The following is a 15,960-nucleotide window of genomic DNA, read 5'->3' as shown; positions in this document are numbered from 1 at the left end:
GCGTCATTCATGAGCGGTGACGCACCCGAGGGCGGCGTCCCGCACATCGGCGACCGGATGGCGGCGCAGCCTGCGCAACTGGGCCCGCCACGGCTCGGTCCAGGACGTGCGCTCGCCGCCCGCTGCGGTGAGCGTCACCGCGAGAAGCCCCTCGGTGCGACCGCCCGCCTCGGTGAGCTGCCGGGCGGCGGTGAGCAGCGTCGCGGCGTCGCCGGCCCGGTCCGCGCCGCAGAGTCTGCGGCCGAGCGCATCGGCGGTACGGACGGCGAGGGCCGGGCGGTCCTCGTGCAGGGCGACGAGCCGGTCGTATGACACCCGCAGCGAGTCCGCGTCGGCAGTCAGGTCGAGGGACTCCGTCAGCAGCGCCGCCGCCTGCGGCACGAAGGTGTCGTGCCCCGCGAGCAGTTCGGCGGCGGCTTTCTGCACCGGGCGCAGCACCCGGGGGCGTACACCGGACCGGCGGCACAGCCGGTCCGTGAGGTGCTCGACCCGGCGGCGGGCCGGCCGGTCCCGTTCAGCGCCGGCGTCGTCGGCGTTCTCCACCGCCAGAGCGTCGGCGGTGGCCAGCCGCGTCAGCGCCTGCTCCACGGCGGCTGCCGCCTCGGGCCCGTGAACGGCAGCGGCGGCGAGCGCGTCGGCCGCCGCGTACCAGGACCGCCGGTCGGACAGATCGGTGATCGCGGACACCAGGACCGCGGAAGCCTCGGGCGACCAGGGCAGCCAGTGGGCGAGGGCCGCGAACGCCGTACCGGCGAGTTCCTTGTCGCGGATCTCGCACACACCGCGTATCAGACGCGCATAGCGCGGGCGGTACGACTCAGGGAGGTCCATCGGCACCACACGCAGCACGCCGTCGCGCAGCACCCGCTCACCGGCGGACGCGTCGGTGAGCAGGCGCCATATGCGTTCGTCACCGAGGAGGGCCGGAGCGAAGGCCACGCACGCGGCGCGGACATCACGGTGCTGGTCCTTCATCGCGTACGTGTCGGCGAGCACCGACGCCGCATCGGTCGGCGGAAGGCGGGCCGCGGCGAGCCGCATAGCCTCTTTGCGGCTGGTCACCTTGGCCGCACCCGGCTCCAGAACGCCGCGCAGCAGGGCGCCGAGTTCGGACGGCCGCGCGTACCGGGACGCCCGGGTGACCGCGTACACGGCGACGCGGGCCCGGTCGCCGTTCGCGTACGAGAGCAGTTCGGGCAGCGCGTCGGCGGGACGCAGGGTCCGGGTGAGGGCGGCGAGAGCGGCCTCGGCGAGCACCACGTCATGGGAGCCCGTCCAGCGGTGTGCGACATCCGCTCCGCCGGCCGGGATGCGCGCGACCGACGCGACCGCGTCCGCCCGGGTGTACAGCGGCAGCGAGGTGTCATCCGCTGCGTTCGCCAACTGCCGTACGACGGACCGCTGTTGGCGAGCGGTCCAGCGGTGGACGGTGCGGTCGATGTTGTTGACGGGCAGGGTCCAGTGGCTGTCCTTGGTGAGGAAGCGCCCGTACGGCGGGGTGTCCTCCAGGATGCGGTCGAGCAGATCGGTGCGGCGGGAGGTCAGTACCGCGACGACGGGCGGCAGTACGGCCGCCGATCTCTCGTGGCTCAGCAGCAGTTCCACCCGCCGGTCGCGGTCCTGGGGCGCTTCGAGCCAGAGGCCGACCGCGGTGCGTGCGGCCCGGCTGTTGCCGAACCGCACCGCCTGCCACAGCAGTTCCTGAAGCTCGGGCATGCCCGCAGCACGCCGGCCGGCCGCGCGGGCGAGTGCGAAGGCCAGACTGAAGTCCGCCTTCTCGGCGCCCGCCTCGATCCACGGGCGCAGCGCCTCGAAGACGTCGTGTTCCTGGCCGCGGCGCAGCGTACGGTCCAGCCGCCCGAGATCGGCGCCACCAGTGCTTCCGGAGATCCGCACCACCGTACGCAGCGCCCAGTTGACGAGCCCGCGCCGGCCGGCGGCGGCGTGCTCGCGCAGCACCTCGACCGCGAGGCGGCTGAGCGCCTGGCGGGTGGCCGGGGACGAGTCACGGGCCTCGACGGCGTCGGCGGCGACCCGGTCGAGATGGTCCTCCGCCTCTTCGGTGAACAGCACGGGCGGCGTGGCGGCAAGGGCGTCCAGAGCAGCGGAGCGGACCGGGTCCTGTTCGTTGCGCAGCCGTGCCATCTCGCGCAGTACCGCGGTCACGGAGTCGGCGTCGCCGGACCGCGCGGCGTTGCGGACGAGCAGCGGCCAGGCCTCGGAGCGGTCCTCCGCGGCGGGGCGGCGCGTGGCCGCGACCAGCCGTTCGCGCGCCTCGTCCAGGGGCAGATACGACTCGGCGAGCAGCACCTCGCTCCACGGAGCCGAACGCTCCCGGGCCCGCTCGGCCATCCGGCGGGCCTCGACGGCGACACAGCTGCGGGGCAGGACGTCCAGGAGTTCGGCGTTCACCACCTGTGCGTCGCTGCCCCGGTCGCTGACGACGGCTTCGTGGAACGCGCCCCGCCGGGCCGGCGGATGCGCGGCGATCAGTCGCGCGAGCTGGTCGGGCCATGCGGCGCTGACCCGTCCCAGTCGAAGCATCAGATCCTCGGGGGCGTGCCGGGCGAGGAAGCTCAGCAGGGCCGGGCGCCGGGTGACGCGGCCGCGGAGTGCGTGCCCCTCGGGAGCGAGCAGCATGCCCACGATCCGCGCGGGGTCGGCCTTCGCCAGACCGGCGAGCCGATGGCTCAGCGGCACCGGCAGGGCTGCGGGTCCCATGGCTTCGAACAGGGCGAGAACCCGCCGCGGTTCGGCGTCCGCCGTGGCGGCGACCGCCCTGGCGTACCGCTGCCACCAGCCGTCCCGCAGTGACTCGGGCAGCGCGGCCAGTTCGCGCTCGGCGGCGTCGAGAACCGGACCGGGATGCCGGCGGCCGAGCGAGGTCCAGCCGTGGACGGCGTGGAACAGGGCGGGCAGCAGCCGTGCGACGGTGTCGCGCCCGCACCCGGGCAGCAGGCGCGCCGCCTCGGTGTCGCCCCAGGTCTCCCTGACGCCGTCGACGAGCCGGTCCGCGAGCGCCGTGCGCCGCTGCGAGACGACGGCTCGCAGCAACTGCCGGCGTATCGCGGCCGGTGCATCGTCCAGCGCCGCGGCGAACGCCTCGTCGGTGACGCCGAGCCCCGCGGCGACCCGCAGTGCCTGGCCGCGGACGAAGGCGTCGGGGTCCGCGAGCCGGTCACCGATCCACCCGGTCTCGCCGCCCACGGACGCGACGACGACGGCGAGCCCTCGCTCGTAGGGCCCGCGGGCGTCGAGTTCGACCAGCAGCGACCGCCGTTCCTCGGGCTCCGTCTCCCTGGTCCGCCGGGACAGTTCGCGCATGCGCAGGGGATACGGGAGGGGCTCGATCGCGGCCAGGAGGAGATCCGCCGAGCGCCGGGAGGTGTGCGGCATGCGGGAATTGTGCCTTCCGGAGAACCGTGATCCCCGGCGAATAGGGAACCTGGCATGATCGGCCGCCACAGGGACGGACGGGGCCGCCGACGGGGCCGTGCAGGGGGACGCGATGAACGGTGACCGCAGGACCGCCATGGCTCTCCATCTGCTGCTCACACTCGCCGACGCGGACGTGGCGCGACGGGTGCGGAAGCGGCTGGCCGTGACCGAGGACCCGCCGGCCGGCCCTCCCCCCGTCTGGGAGGCCGCACGACAGGTCTCGCGGGCGGGAACACCGGCGTCGGTGCTGCTCTGGATGCTTCAGGCCGACCGGCCCGACATCAACGAAGTCGTCTACCACGTCGACGGGGTGGGCGGCCGGATCCAGCGCGACATCCTGCGCGGGGTGCCGTTCGGCGACGGTGCGCGAGGACCGCTCCCGCTCGCGCCGGGGCTGCGGAAGCAGACCGAGCCCGTGGATCTTCCGGGCACCGGACCGCGTGGTGTCGTGAGTGAACTGCGGGCGGTCACCCGCATGCGGCAGGGGCGCAGGGCGGCCGCGGCCGTCGGCCGGGACGACTGGGCCCAGGTGGCGGCGGCCGATCTCGAAGAGCCCCTGCCCGGCTTCGCGCGCTGGGCGCTGGCCACCCGCATCGACTGTCCGAAGGCGCTGCGGGAACGGTTCAGCGACCATCCGAGCTTCGCCCACCGGATGCGGCAGGCCGGGATCGTGGCGGGCCCGGGGGCGTACGCGGAGAACTGGCGCACCGCACAGGACGTGCTGTCGGTGCTGGACTCCGGCCGCTGGGCGTTCCCGGGCCGGCTGCCGGAGGCCGAGGCGGTCCTGCGGCCGCTGGTTCAGGGCTCGTTGGGCGAGAACACCGAAGCCTGGGCGGTGCTCGCCCAGTTGCTGCCGACGTTCACCGGTACCGCGCCCGAGCTGATCGTGACCTCGGGCGCCATCGCCTAGGAAGGCGCATGCCGTCCGGCCGCGGGCTCGGGACCGGAAAGGGGGCGGGGCGGCTGGAGTTGAACCAGCGTCCTCCGGTTCTGGAGACCGGCGCGTCTGCCTCTGCGCTACGGCCCCGCCCTTGCCGGAGATCCTAAGGCCGCGCGGGAGGCCGCCGCACCGTGAGCCCTCCGCCCGCTCGGCCGGCACAGCTGCGCTGCGGAAACCGCTTCGCCCGATGTCAGTGGCCCCTGGTACCAATGAGCCTGTACGAGGGGGGTGCGGGACGTGGCATACGGGGAGCGGAACGGGCACGTGCGTCCCGTGGTCGATCTGGCGGACCGGCGGGCGCTGGAGCGATGGCAGCCGGCCGACGCGGGGACCGTCGAGGAGGCACGGCAGCTCAAGGAGGCCGCGCTGCTGGACTTCGGGCTGACCGAGTCGGCGGTCGCCTCCTGGCTCTATGCCAAGTGCCACCACCAGATCGCGACGACGGCGGTGGACACGGCGGCCGTGGTGGCGAGCGGCGACGGCACCTGCCTGCTGCTCTACAACCCGCGGTTCTTCGTGGACCTCGGCCTCGACGGGGTGAAGTTCGTGCTCTTCCACGAGGCACGCCACCTGGTCCACCGGCATCTTTTCGCCGAGCCCGAACTGCGGGAGGACCCGGTGTTCACGCTCGCGGCCGAGGTCTCCATCAACCACGTGGCGATGGTCAGGCTCGGCCGGGACGCGCTGCCGTTGCTGCACGGCGAGCCGACCGGCATCGATCCCCGCGAGATCCACGAGGCCTACGAGGCGGACCTGCGGGCCCACGGCCTCGACCCCCTGGAGTACTCCGCGTTCATCGCCACCGACATGTCCGTGTACAGCGAGTTGAAGCGGATGAAGAACCCCCCGGTGCCGCAGCCGATGTGCATCCGTCTGACGGACGCCGAGGTCCCGGGCGACCAGCGGACGACCGACGCGGTCGGCTCGTCGGCCCTGCTCAATGCGCTGCTGGCGGCGCGCCGCGGTCACGCGTTAGCCGAGCAGGAGCTGGGTGACCTGATGGACCGTACGGACGGTGCGTCCGACCGGATCACCCGGATGTGGGGCCGGCTGGGGGCAGGTGCGCTGCGAGGGCGGACGGCTCGGACGGGCCGCGTCGACTGGTGGCAGCGGTGGCTGGTGGACGTCATGGCGTCCAAGCTGCGTGAGGGTGAGCGGCTGGTGTATCCGAAGAAGCGCGGGGCGCTGCTCGCCGCGCTGGGCCACGACCCGATGCTCTCGCGGCGGGGTCCGGTGCGCGACAAGGTGCTCGTCATCGCGTACGACACCTCCGGATCGATGCCGCAGCACGTGGTCACCTGGCTGACCGAACTGGTCGGCGGCATCGACGGTGTGGAGGCGCACTGGCTGTCGTTCGACGGTGTGGTGATGCCCTTCGCACCCGGCGAGCGGGTGCTCGGCGGCGGCGGTACGAGTTTCCAGGCCGTCGCGGACTACGTGGAGGGGCGCACCGCCGTGGACGGCCGGCTGTTCGACGTCACCCCGGACGCGATCGTGATGCTCACAGACGGGTACGCCCCGCACATCACGCCGGCGGAACCCGACAAGTGGATCTGGCTGATCACCGAAGGCGGGGACGACTGGCCCGATGCCCACCAACCCCCGATGGCCTGCCATCGCGTCACGACAGGATCGAGATGACCACCGCGACCGACCACCGGCGGCAGTGGCGCGGCAATGCCACCTACCCCGAGCGTCCCGAGGGCTGGACGGGTGTGTCCCGGCTCGAGTCCTTCATCGACGCGATGATCGACATGGGGCAGACCGGTCAGGTCTTCGGCGAGCACGGCATCGGCAAGACGGCGACGTTCTTCTCCCATGTGGCGGAGGCGTATCCGGACGCGGAGCTGGTCTTCGTGCCCGCGGCGAACCTCACGCCGGACGACCTGCTGGCGAACGCGCCGGTGCGAGACACCGAGAGCGGTCAACTGGTGCTGCGGCAGCTGGTGATGAGCCAGCTCAAGCCGGGAAAGCCCTTCGTCCTGCTGATCGACGACTCGCTTCAGGCCGGCGAGACGATCCAGTCGCAGCTGATGCAGATCGCCTGCAACTGGACGCTCGGCGAGTACGACCTGCGGGCGCTGGGTTGTATCGGCGTGTTCCTCGCCGACAACGAATCACTCGCCGAGACGGCCGCCCGCCGCAGCGATCTGGCGATCCTGGACCGTATGGTCACCATCCGGATCACCGCGAACGACACCTCGTGGCGGTACAAGCTGGCCGCCAAGTACCGGACATGGGACCTGCGCGGGGTGTTCGCGGTGTGGGCGTCGCTCAGCCCGGCGCTGCGCGAACTGCTGGCGCCACGCACCGTCGACCACATCCTGGCCAACGCCCAGGAGGGATTCCCGCTGCGCTGGGGGCTTCCGCTGGTCAACGGCGAGCGGCTGCGCCTCGTCGAGCCGCGTGGTGACGGCCGACCGGGGCAGAACCGGACCGCGGAGGTGCTCGACCGCATCGCGGCCGCTCTCGGCGTACCCAACCCGGCGACGATTCCCGACCCGGTGCGGCAGGTGGTACGCGCCGCGCTGCGCAACCGCTGGACCGTGCTGCTGCAAGGTCCGCCGGGCTGTGGCAAGACGGAGCTCGTGCGCCAGACCGTACGGGAAGGGCTCGGCGGGCGCGAACCGCTGTACTTCTCGCTGCCGGTGACCAATGTCGAGGACCTGTGCGCCCCGATCCCGACGCCCGACGGCTCCCTGGACAATCTGCTGGCGGCCGGGTTCACCGGGGCGGAGCCGAAGGCCATCGTGTGGGACGAGTACAACCGGCCCAAGGACAAAGCGGCGTTCGCCAAACTGATGGAGATCACCCAGGAGTGGTCGCTGGCGGGGCGGCGGATCGAAGGGCTGCGGGCACAGATCGCCGTCCAGAACCCGCCGTACCACCTGGGCCGCAAGCTGCTCGTCTCCCGCAACAACATCGCCCAGGCGACCCGGTTCACGGCATCGCTGACCGTCGAGCCGGACGACATCCCGGCCAACGAGTGGCTGATCGGGACCTATGGGCCGGTCGCCGAGACGGTGCTCGACTGGTGGAAGCACGACATCGACGACGAGGGCCGGGCCTGGATCACCAAGCGGACGATCGAGCGGCTGATCAAGCTGCATCAGCGCGGTCTGCCGCTGGAGATGGGCACGGTCTATCTGGGGGACGGCGAGTACGCTCCGGTGCCCCTGACGTCCCTGATCGAGCGCCTGGACAACCGGCCGGTGACCGGCCTGCGGGAGCTCGCCGAGCGGGTGGAGCTGTGGGAGGGACGACTGCGCAGGGCCGCCGAGCAGTCCGGGGAGGGCGGCAACGACAGTGATGTGGTGCATCAGATCATCGCCAACGCCGAGCTGTCACAGCTGAAGAAGCACCGCAGGGTGGTGGCCCGGCTGGTGGCACTGCTGCCGCCGAAGCTGCGGTCGACCTATCTGGTGGGCGCGTCCGAGAAGCACCAGCGGTTCTGGATCGAGATCTTCACGGCCGGGGTGCGCTGATCGTCAGGGTGCTTCCGGGGGCGCCGTGCGGTGCACACTGCGTACGGCGGCGACATCGGCGGAGACGGCGGGCGCGGGCAGGTGTGCGCTGAAGGCGTCGAGGCGGCGGCGCACGCTGGTGGCGATGCCCTTCCCGAGCACGAAGCGGGTGTGGCTCACGGCGCGAGGCGCGGCGTCGAGGATGCGGTGGGCCTCGCGGCTGCGCATCCCGGTGTGCGCGAGGACGAGGTGGGTCAGCCGGTGCTCGCCATCGGCGAGGCTCTCGCCGATGGCCGTCGCGGCATCCGTGTCGATCCGGTTGTCCTCGGCGCCGAGTGTGCCCGCGGCCCGAACTCGCCCCATGTCCAGCAGTTCGACGCCGGCGGCGGCCGCTGCGGCGACCAGACGGGCAGCGGCCGACGGACCGATGCCGTTGCTGGCGACGGAGAGGCGGGCCAGTCGTCCCCGCGGCGCCCGCCCCAGGGCATCGGCCAGCCGCTGGGCACCCTCGTCGCCCAGCCGGCTCGCGGACGCATAGAGTTCGCCGACCGCGCCGCTCACGATCAGTGCGGCAAGCGGTACGGCTCCGGACTGACCGAGGGGGTTGCCCCCGACGAAGAGCCGCTCGATGCGGCGTCCCCGCGTGTCCACGGCGAGCAGCGCCTCCGTGAGGAACGTGAGCCCGGCCGGGTCGAGCCCTGTCTGGACGAGGTCGAGCGTGCGCAGCGACGAGGCCGCGGCGATGAGTTCGGCGGCCGCCCGACCGCCGCCGGTGCCCAGCGGATTGCGTTTGAGCCAGACCCCGCTGACCACGTGTTCCGACGCCCGCAGGCTGTCGGCGATCCGGCAGGCGCCGGCCGCGGTGATGCCGTTGCACCCCAGGTACAGCGTCTCGACACCGGAGCCCACGGTCCTGTCGGCGACGGTGGCCGCACCCTCGTCGCCGAGCCCGTCGGTGCCGAGCAGCAGGTGCCGCGCGGGAACGGTGCCGCTCGCGCCGCCCTCGCGCAGCGCCTCGGCGACGAGAGCGGCGCCGTCGGGGCCGAGCGCCTGCTTGCACAGGTCGAGGCGCCCGTCCGGGAGCGCGGTGCCCGCGGCGAAGTCGAGTCTGCGGTCCGTCGTCCGCCCGTCTCGCAACCAGGCGATGAGCGGACCGAGTTCGGCGACCGAACGGGGCAGCACTTCGGGTACACCCGCGTAGGGCTCCTCCATCACCACTCCGCTTCCCGGTAGTCCTTGAGGAAGACGCCGGAGACCGGCGCGCCCGCCTCTCCCCGCACGATGGGGTCGTACACGCGCGCCGCTCCGTCGACGATGTCCAGGGGTGTGCGGAAGCCCTCGGCGGCGATCCGTTCCTTCTTCGGCACGGGATTCTCGTCGGTGATCCATCCCGTGTCGACGCTGCACATGTGGACGCCCTGCTCGGCGAGTTCGGGCCCGCTGGTGCGGGTGAGCATGTTCAGTGCGGCCTTCGCCATGTTGGTGTGGGGATGCGTGGACATCTTGCGCCGCACGGCGAATCTGCCTTCCACGGCGGTCACGTTGACGATGTAACGGCGGTGGCGGGGAGAGGCGAGCAGCAACGGCAGCAGACGGTCGACCAGCAGGGTGGGCGCCAGGGCGTTGACCAGCTGGGTCTCCAGCAGTTCGGCGGCGTCGAGTTCGCCGATGCGAGCCGACCAGGAGTTCGCCGGCGCGGTGTCGGGCAGCAGGCCCGCCTCGTCGGCCTCCGGAAGGACCAGGGCAAGCGCTCCCCCGGCGCCCGCGGGTTCCAGGGCGGCCATCGGTTCGTACCCCGGAGCGCACAGCACCTCGCCGGGCAGGGCCCCGGACTCCCCGGCCGCGAGCAGGGCGTACGAAGCGGGGGGCCTGCGGACCGTCTGGGCGGCGTTGTTGACGAGGATGTCGAGCGGCTCCCCGTCCTGGCGCAGCCGCTCGCACAGGCCGAGCACCTGCCGGGGGTCGCGCAGATCGACGGCGACGACGGTGAGCCGGTCGAGCCACTTCCCGCTGCCGGGCGCGGCCCGGAAACGGCGCAGGGTGTCGTGCGGGAAACGGCTGGTGACAAGGAGTTCGACGCCGTCGCGCAGCATCATCAGCGCCAGCTGGAAGCCGATCTTGACGCGTCCGCCGGTCAGGAGCGCCCTGCGGCCGGAGAGGTCGGTGCTCATACCGCGCCGCGCGGTGTTGTCGGCCGCACAGCCGGGACAGAGCAGATGGTAGAAGGAGTCGGCCTGTCGATAGAACGACTTGCAGACGTAGCAGCGCCGTGGCTTCGTGAAGACGCCGGCGCTTTTGGCCGCCACCTCCAGTGGCGCGTCCTCGCGCCGGGCGACGGCACCGGTGGCGGTGGCCGCGACAACGGCGGCGTCCCTGTCGGCACGCGCGCCGATGCGGGACTTGCGCCTGCGCTGCCGTCCGTCCCGGGCAAAAGAGGATGCGACCTGCTCGGCCCGCAGCCGCACCGGGTCGTCGACGGGCAGCGCACGCAGCTTCTTGACCGTGCGGTCGAACGCCGCGAGCTCCTCGTCGCCGATGTGCTCCATCCGCCGCCCCGTCCCCCGTCGTTCTGTGCGTGGTCCCGGCCGGATTCGAACCGGCGTGACCGACCGTGTGGGGTCGTTGCGCCTGCCTCTGCGCTACGGGACCGTCCGGCCTGTCCGGCCGGCCGGATTCGAACCGGCGTGTCCGCCCTGAGAAGGCGGTGCGCCTGCCTCTGCGCTACGGCCGGACATTGCGGGGATCCTATCGGGCCCCCGGCCATGGCTCACCGGGGCGGGTGGCCGGGGTGAGCCGGCGGGGCCGCGCCCACCGGCCGTACGAAACAGTGGTGCCGCAGCGAACCCTCCCCGGGTCACCGCGGCACCACGCGTCAGTTGCTCAGCCGCACTTGCGGCCGCCGTTGATGCAGCTCACCGCCTTCTTCATCAGCGACTTGGACATCACATTGATGAAGTCGCCGTGGTCCGTGACCGGCTTGTGCAGCTGCTCGGGGAAGCTGTCGACCGCGAAGACCGATCCGGGTGTCACCTTGTAGGTGATCCTCTGCACGAGCTGCGGGATCGCGCGGAAGCCCTGCGGGCACGCTCCGTTGGCCTGGGCGAAGGCCACATGGGTGCGGTGGTTGGCGCTGTCGATGTTCGCGCCGTCCCAGCAGCTCTGGAAGTTGAACGTCCGCACGACGTTGCTGCCCCTCGGGCACAGCGGGTACTTGTCCTTCAGCTGCCGGTTCTCGAAGCCGGTGCAGCTCCAGGAGGCGTTGGCGTTGGCCGTGCCGTTGACGAAGGCCTTGGCGTCACCCGTGATGATGCGCAGGAAGGTGGGCATCTCGGCGACCTTGCCGACCGGGCTGCCGCGGAAGGTCAGCTGCACGGAGGCGGGCTGGAGGATGCGGCCGACGTTGCCGTCCTGGCCTCCGCCCGGGAGGTTCGCGTCGGCCTCGTTCTTGCCGTTGCGCAGACGCAGGACCGGCCAGTAGTGGGTGGAGCGGTCGCCGTTGGTGCAGGTCGTCCCGGCCCCGGCGAGGTCGTCGTTGGTGGAGAACGCGTCGGTCTCGAGGTTGCCGACGTAGTCGTGCATGTGGTGGGCGCCGTTGCTCACACCCGGTGCCACGATGACGTTGTCGGGGTTGAAGTGCTTGTTCTCGTTGCGCCCGCAGCGCGACGAGAAGGTGCCCTTGGAGGCGTTGGCCTTCTGACGCGGCGTGACGACGTTGGGCCGCACCTTGCGGATGTCCACGAAGTCCGCACGGCTGGGGGCGTTCTGCGCCTGGCCGCCTGCCGCGGGTGCGCTCGGGGCCGCCGAGCCGTTCGCGGCCGCGACGGCGGGGGCCGCCTCTTCCTTGCGTACCGTGCAGGCCGCCAGCGAGTCCAGTCCGGCGGGCCGCTGGGCGACCTTGCCGATCTCGGCGCCGATGCGGTCGAGCGACTGACGCCGCTCGGAAGACAGCGGGTCCAGCACGCTGGTGCGTACCCACTCCTTGTCCGTCTTCGCGCCGGTGGCGAGTTGCCCGTAGGCGTCCGCGACCTGGGTGTCCAGCTTGGCGAGTTCGGTGTCCACGGCGGGCCGCGCCTCCTGCGGCACGTCCGTCAGACGGGCAGAGACATCGGGGCAGTTGAGCGTCATCGTCGCCTGCGCGGCCGCCTGCTGGCTCGCGGATTCCCGCGACGCCGACGCGCTGTTGTTCGTCATCAGCACAGCCCCGCCGCCCACGGCCAGTGCTGCCACACCGGCGATCGTGACGCCGATCCATCTGGACCGCTTGTGTCTCTGTCTGTTCCTCACAAGTCCGTCCCTTTCTGGTTGCTCATACGCCGGGGACCGGCTGCCACTCTGCCAAGTCGGTCCGTGCCCTCACCCGCCGAGCGGACATCGGAGCGCAACGCCGTCAGATACGGAGACGGCGGCGATTCGACTCAAGAGATCCCGAACATTTTTTCAGAATCGTCACGGGGCAGAGGTTTGAGAGTCGTCGTTCTGGGCCGCGGAGGCCGGCACAGGCCGCAGCACTGGGTCGCGTTCGAGCGCACCGCTGTGCGGCAGCAGAGCCGCCGCAAGGACGGTGGCCGGCAGCAGCGCGGCCACGAGATGCAGGCGTGGACGGCGGACACCGGACGGCCCGGGCCCGGAGGGCCGGGGTGCACCCCACAACCGCGGCCAGAAACCTTCCACGGTCGGCCACACCAGCAGGATCACCAGAATCGCGGTCCACAGCGGTACGGGCAGCAGGTTGCGGTGCGCGAGATCCAGGCTGCTCGCCACGGCGTTCCGGGCCGGATCGCCCGCGAGGATCAGACTGGGCACGGCGAAGGCGGTGACCACCACGGCCTGTACGAGCAGGGCCAGCGGACCGGCCATCAGCAGGAGCAGCGGCGCGGAGGGCCGGTGGGCCCGCGCGAGGAACCAGCGCCTCAACCACCGTGGCGGGTGGTGCAGTACGGAGCCCGCCCGCCGGATCCGGGACTCGCGCTCGTGGGCTGCCCGGAGCGCCTCCGCGACGGTGCGGCGCCCCGCAGCCTCCACGGCGTACCGGTCCGCGGCCAGTTCGATGCACCAGAGGGCGGCCACGGGCACGATCAGCATCTGCGGCAGCTTGACCATCACGGTGAGCACCTGGGCACTCATCAGCGAGCCGGAGGGGTGGTGTGCGATGGCGAGCCAGATCAGCGGGCCCACCCCGAGCGCGAGGAACACCACGGGCCAAGCCGTGACCATCGTGGTGAACGGGCTGCCGAGCCCGGTGATGAGGTATTCGCCGCGGGTGAGGTGAGCCGCCTCGTGCGCGAGCAACGCGCGGGCCCGCCGGGGATGGCTGTGCCACATGCCGATGTACCCGAGGGACGCGGCGACCCGCCGTGTCCGCCAGCCCCGCGCGTACACCCGGATGGGCGGGCCGCCGCCGGTGAGCGACACCATGAGGACGGCCCCCGGCGCATACCGATCGAGCAGTTCCTGGATCTCGCGGCACGTCTCCTCCGCACCTGGCGCCTCGACTCCGCGGGCGTCTCCGCGGGCGTCGACGAGCGCGTGACGCCATTCCGTCCAGCGGCCGCGGATGTGCGGCAGCAGGACGGTCGCGAGGCCGGCCAGCACGATGAGCGTCGGCATGGCCTGGCTGATCGTGGTGACACGCAGCGCCGCGAAGGCGGCACCCCCGACGACCTCGGGGCCGAACACCTCGGAGGTCCAGAGCCAGGTGACCTGCTCGTGCCACCATTCGGCGGTCGAGGGCAGCTCGTAGAGGTACATGACGAGAGCGAGCCACAGCCACGGCGGTGGAGGCGACGCGAGTCCGACGGCGGCGTCGATCGGTCCGTCGGTGGCCTCGATCGGTCCGTCCGGGGCGCCGGCCGATCCGTCGGTGACGTCGATCGGTCCGTCCCCGGCGTCGGCCGATCCGTCGGTGGCGTCGATCGGTCCGTCGGTGAGTCCGGCCGCGAAATCGCAGGCCGGGGTCTCGGCGCGGGCGCGCTTCATGCCTCCTCCGTACGGCCTCGCCACCAGCCGGCCAGCCTGCGCGGAAAGGAGACGGCCGGTCCCCGGCGGCCACCGGGGCCGGCGGGCGGGTCGCCTCCGGTCAGCAGGCCGAGGAAGGCGAGGGCGCCGTCGTCGTGGCCCTCGTACAGCGCGGCCACCGCTTCCGCCGCAGCCCGGTCGGCCTCCTGACGGCTCACGCCGCGCCCTTGGAGAAGCGCGGAAACGCGGACCACGGCATCGACGAGGCGCGCGAGTTCGGGAGCCGCGGGAGTGTCCGGGCGGGCTTCGGGGGTCGGCTGCGGGCCGGACGACAGGGCGGGGTCCGCCGGCGCGGGCTGTGTCGGCGCCGCCGGATCCTCGGGCGGCGCCTCGCGTCTCTTCATGGCGAGGAGCAGCGCGGCCCCCGACACCGCGTTGCCGACGGCCGGTGACCCGAGGGCGGACTCCAGCAGCCGGTACGACGTGGCGAGCGCGTCCCACAACAGCGGTAGTGCGGCGACGAGTTCACCGCCGGAGCCGCCGGGCGTGGAGGGTGCGGAACGGAGCAGCACCCGCCGGCCGCGGCCGCCCGCGGCATAGACGCGGGCGGTGTGCGGGGCGAAGTCGGCCTCGTGCGGGGCCGCCGCCGACGCGATACGGAGGGACCACGCGTCCAGGACGGCCGCGGCGGACTCCTCGGCGGACGGCAGCCGCGGGTCAGGACCACTCGACACGGAAGCTCCTCGTCCCGTCACTCGTCGTGCCGCTCAGCGTCAGCGAGGCGGAGTCCTCGGTCAGGGTGCCTTCCAGCGTGGTGCCTTCGGCCATCGAGTACGCGAACGGGGTGTACCCGCTGCACGGGAACAGGGGCTTGGGCACGAAGACCAGATTGAGCGCGAGCCCCTGCGAACCGCCCGTGTCCGTCAGGCTCCCGGAGATGTCCCCGCCCCCGTCGTCGGTGAGCGACCAGTAGCCGGTCTCCACCGACTCGCCGTCCGTGGTGTCGGTCCCGCTGAGCGCGGAGGTCACCCCGAAGGCGCCCGCCGCACTCTGGCTGTCACTGGCCCAGGAGAGGTGGAAGTCGTTGCTCTCCGAGCCTGCCGGATCGTCGATGATCAGCGTCGCGGGCAAGCTGTACGTCTGCGACGAGGCGGCGCACCCGGGGTCCTCGAAATCGACGCTGATCCTCGCGTTGCCGGTCCAGGTGCCGTGCGGTGCGTCGGACGAGCTGCTCGATTCGTCGGACTCCGTCCCCTCGTCACCGGTGTCGGTGGTGTCGATGGTGTCGATGGTGTCGTCCTCCGCCTCCGTGGTCTCCTCGTCCGGTTCTGTGCTGTCGCTCTCGCTCTCCGTCGGCGTGGAAGTGTCCTCGTCCGGCGTAGCGGTGGCCGGCGCCGTCTCGGACGTACTGGCCGTTGTCTCCGTGTCCGATGCGTCGCCGCCGTCACCGCCGTCACCGCATGCCGTCAACGTCGCCAGGGAGCACAGGCACAGCGCGGCGAGCAAGGCCGCCGACCGGTGCGTTCTGCGTCGGATCGTCACCATGGATTCCCCCCAATGGTTGGTACGGCGCCGAGCCGGTATCCCCATACCGTCGGCGCACACAGCGCCCGGCTCCCCGGGGCGACTCCTCGCGGCCCCAGGCCCCACCGGGCGGAGTACCAACGTAGGGGCGCGTTGACGAAGGGGTGTTCCGGTCGTGGAGTTCCAAGGGGGCGCACTAGCGCGCACGATTGATTCACGCACGCCGCTTGCGCGCCCTCAGTGCTCCGGGCCGCACCACCTGTCGGAGTGACACGGTTTATCCGATTCGGGCGATGATCTGCCAGGGTGGTCGGCCATGGATGTGGATCTTCAGGTGGACACCGACCAGTTGGGCCGGTTCTCACGTGCCCTGGACCGCTCGCTGACGTCGCTCGCCGAGGCAAGAGGGGCACTGGAGCATGTACGGGCGGACCAGTTGGGCACCAAGGAACTCGACGAGGCGTGCGACGGGTTCCAGCGGCGTTGGAAGTACGGCGCGGAGCAACTGAACGGGCGGATCAGGTCGGTCAACGACGGTGTGCGGCTCAGCCACCAGGGCTACGTCCAGGTGAACCGCGCGATCGTGGCGGCCTTCAAGGCGGTGCACGTCGGTGACCCCCGCGCCTGACTACCCGCACC

The 15,960-nt window shown here is 72.1% G+C and carries 11 protein-coding genes and 3 tRNA genes; 4 read left to right on the top strand and 10 right to left on the bottom strand.

The window, feature by feature from the left end; translation table 11 throughout:
- Window positions 1–3: 3 nt before the first annotated feature.
- Entirely contained in the window at window positions 4–3,396 is a 3,393-nt protein-coding gene (locus OHA05_RS31005; RefSeq protein ID WP_328862343.1) for a hypothetical protein, read from the bottom strand.
- A gap of 112 nt (window positions 3,397–3,508) precedes the next feature.
- Here OHA05_RS31005 and OHA05_RS31000 point away from each other — a divergent pair, with 112 nt between their 5' ends.
- Complete coding sequence (locus OHA05_RS31000) at window positions 3,509–4,348, top strand: hypothetical protein (protein WP_328862342.1); 840 nt, start codon at window positions 3,509–3,511, stop codon at window positions 4,346–4,348.
- A gap of 43 nt (window positions 4,349–4,391) precedes the next feature.
- Here OHA05_RS31000 and OHA05_RS30995 read toward each other — a convergent pair.
- Window positions 4,392–4,467, bottom strand: a tRNA-Trp gene (locus tag OHA05_RS30995).
- A gap of 184 nt (window positions 4,468–4,651) precedes the next feature.
- Between OHA05_RS30995 and OHA05_RS30990 the strand changes: the two genes are divergently transcribed.
- On the top strand, window positions 4,652–6,019 hold the full coding sequence (locus tag OHA05_RS30990; RefSeq protein ID WP_443043853.1) for a vWA domain-containing protein: 1,368 nt from the start codon (window positions 4,652–4,654) through the stop codon (window positions 6,017–6,019).
- Complete coding sequence (locus OHA05_RS30985; protein ID WP_313942960.1) at window positions 6,016–7,863, top strand: ATP-binding protein; 1,848 nt, start codon at window positions 6,016–6,018, stop codon at window positions 7,861–7,863. The genes OHA05_RS30990 and OHA05_RS30985 overlap by 4 nt, the downstream gene beginning before the upstream one ends.
- A gap of 3 nt (window positions 7,864–7,866) precedes the next feature.
- On the opposite strand, the gene OHA05_RS30980 is transcribed toward OHA05_RS30985, so the two are convergent.
- From OHA05_RS30980 to OHA05_RS30945, 8 genes are all read right to left on the bottom strand, one after another.
- Window positions 7,867–9,054 (bottom strand): ribonuclease inhibitor, encoded by a 1,188-nt coding sequence (locus OHA05_RS30980; RefSeq protein WP_328862340.1) that lies wholly within the window; start codon window positions 9,052–9,054, stop codon window positions 7,867–7,869.
- Window positions 9,054–10,388, bottom strand: coding sequence for an SDR family NAD(P)-dependent oxidoreductase (locus OHA05_RS30975; protein ID WP_328862339.1), 1,335 nt, complete (start codon window positions 10,386–10,388; stop codon window positions 9,054–9,056). Before OHA05_RS30975 ends, OHA05_RS30980 begins: the two co-directional genes overlap by 1 nt.
- Window positions 10,389–10,418: 30 nt before the next feature.
- Window positions 10,419–10,491: transfer RNA gene (locus OHA05_RS30970), tRNA-Val, on the bottom strand.
- Window positions 10,492–10,501: 10 nt separating this feature from the next.
- Window positions 10,502–10,573: transfer RNA gene (locus tag OHA05_RS30965), tRNA-Glu, on the bottom strand.
- A 149-nt stretch (window positions 10,574–10,722) separates the two neighbouring features.
- Window positions 10,723–12,033 (bottom strand): DUF1996 domain-containing protein, encoded by a 1,311-nt coding sequence (locus tag OHA05_RS30960; protein WP_313948798.1) that lies wholly within the window; start codon window positions 12,031–12,033, stop codon window positions 10,723–10,725.
- 255 nt (window positions 12,034–12,288) lie between these two features.
- The gene (locus tag OHA05_RS30955; protein ID WP_328862338.1) at window positions 12,289–13,818 is read right to left on the bottom strand and encodes a hypothetical protein; all 1,530 of its coding nucleotides are present in this window, start codon (window positions 13,816–13,818) and stop codon (window positions 12,289–12,291) included.
- On the bottom strand, window positions 13,815–14,531 hold the full coding sequence (locus OHA05_RS30950; protein ID WP_328862337.1) for a hypothetical protein: 717 nt from the start codon (window positions 14,529–14,531) through the stop codon (window positions 13,815–13,817). Before OHA05_RS30950 ends, OHA05_RS30955 begins: the two co-directional genes overlap by 4 nt.
- Window positions 14,515–15,342 (bottom strand): hypothetical protein, encoded by an 828-nt coding sequence (locus tag OHA05_RS30945; protein WP_328862336.1) that lies wholly within the window; start codon window positions 15,340–15,342, stop codon window positions 14,515–14,517. The genes OHA05_RS30950 and OHA05_RS30945 overlap by 17 nt, the downstream gene beginning before the upstream one ends.
- A 295-nt stretch (window positions 15,343–15,637) precedes the next feature.
- Between OHA05_RS30945 and OHA05_RS30940 the strand changes: the two genes are divergently transcribed.
- Window positions 15,638–15,949, top strand: coding sequence for a hypothetical protein (locus tag OHA05_RS30940; protein ID WP_313942966.1), 312 nt, complete (start codon window positions 15,638–15,640; stop codon window positions 15,947–15,949).
- Window positions 15,950–15,960: the final 11 nt, after the last annotated feature.

It is taken from the genome of Streptomyces sp. NBC_00306, from assembly GCF_036169555.1.
In the GTDB taxonomy this organism is placed as follows: Bacteria; Actinomycetota; Actinomycetes; order Streptomycetales; family Streptomycetaceae; genus Streptomyces; species Streptomyces achmelvichensis.
This window is presented reverse-complemented; position numbering and strand designations above follow the sequence as displayed.

Excerpts from the sequence above, each read along its gene's own strand:
- OHA05_RS30975 (WP_328862339.1), bottom strand. The coding sequence starts at position 10,388 with ATGGAGCACATCGGCGACGAGGAGCTCGCGGCGTTCGACCGCACGGTC.
- OHA05_RS30960 (WP_313948798.1), bottom strand. The coding sequence starts at position 12,033 with ATGACGAACAACAGCGCGTCGGCGTCGCGGGAATCCGCGAGCCAGCAG.
- OHA05_RS30940 (WP_313942966.1), top strand. The coding sequence starts at position 15,638 with ATGGATGTGGATCTTCAGGTGGACACCGACCAGTTGGGCCGGTTCTCA.
- OHA05_RS31005 (WP_328862343.1), bottom strand. The coding sequence starts at position 3,396 with ATGCCGCACACCTCCCGGCGCTCGGCGGATCTCCTCCTGGCCGCGATC.
- OHA05_RS30985 (WP_313942960.1), top strand. The coding sequence starts at position 6,016 with ATGACCACCGCGACCGACCACCGGCGGCAGTGGCGCGGCAATGCCACC.
- OHA05_RS30955 (WP_328862338.1), bottom strand. The coding sequence starts at position 13,818 with ATGAAGCGCGCCCGCGCCGAGACCCCGGCCTGCGATTTCGCGGCCGGA.
- OHA05_RS30945 (WP_328862336.1), bottom strand. The coding sequence starts at position 15,342 with ATGGTGACGATCCGACGCAGAACGCACCGGTCGGCGGCCTTGCTCGCC.
- OHA05_RS30980 (WP_328862340.1), bottom strand. The coding sequence starts at position 9,054 with ATGGAGGAGCCCTACGCGGGTGTACCCGAAGTGCTGCCCCGTTCGGTC.
- OHA05_RS31000 (WP_328862342.1), top strand. The coding sequence starts at position 3,509 with ATGAACGGTGACCGCAGGACCGCCATGGCTCTCCATCTGCTGCTCACA.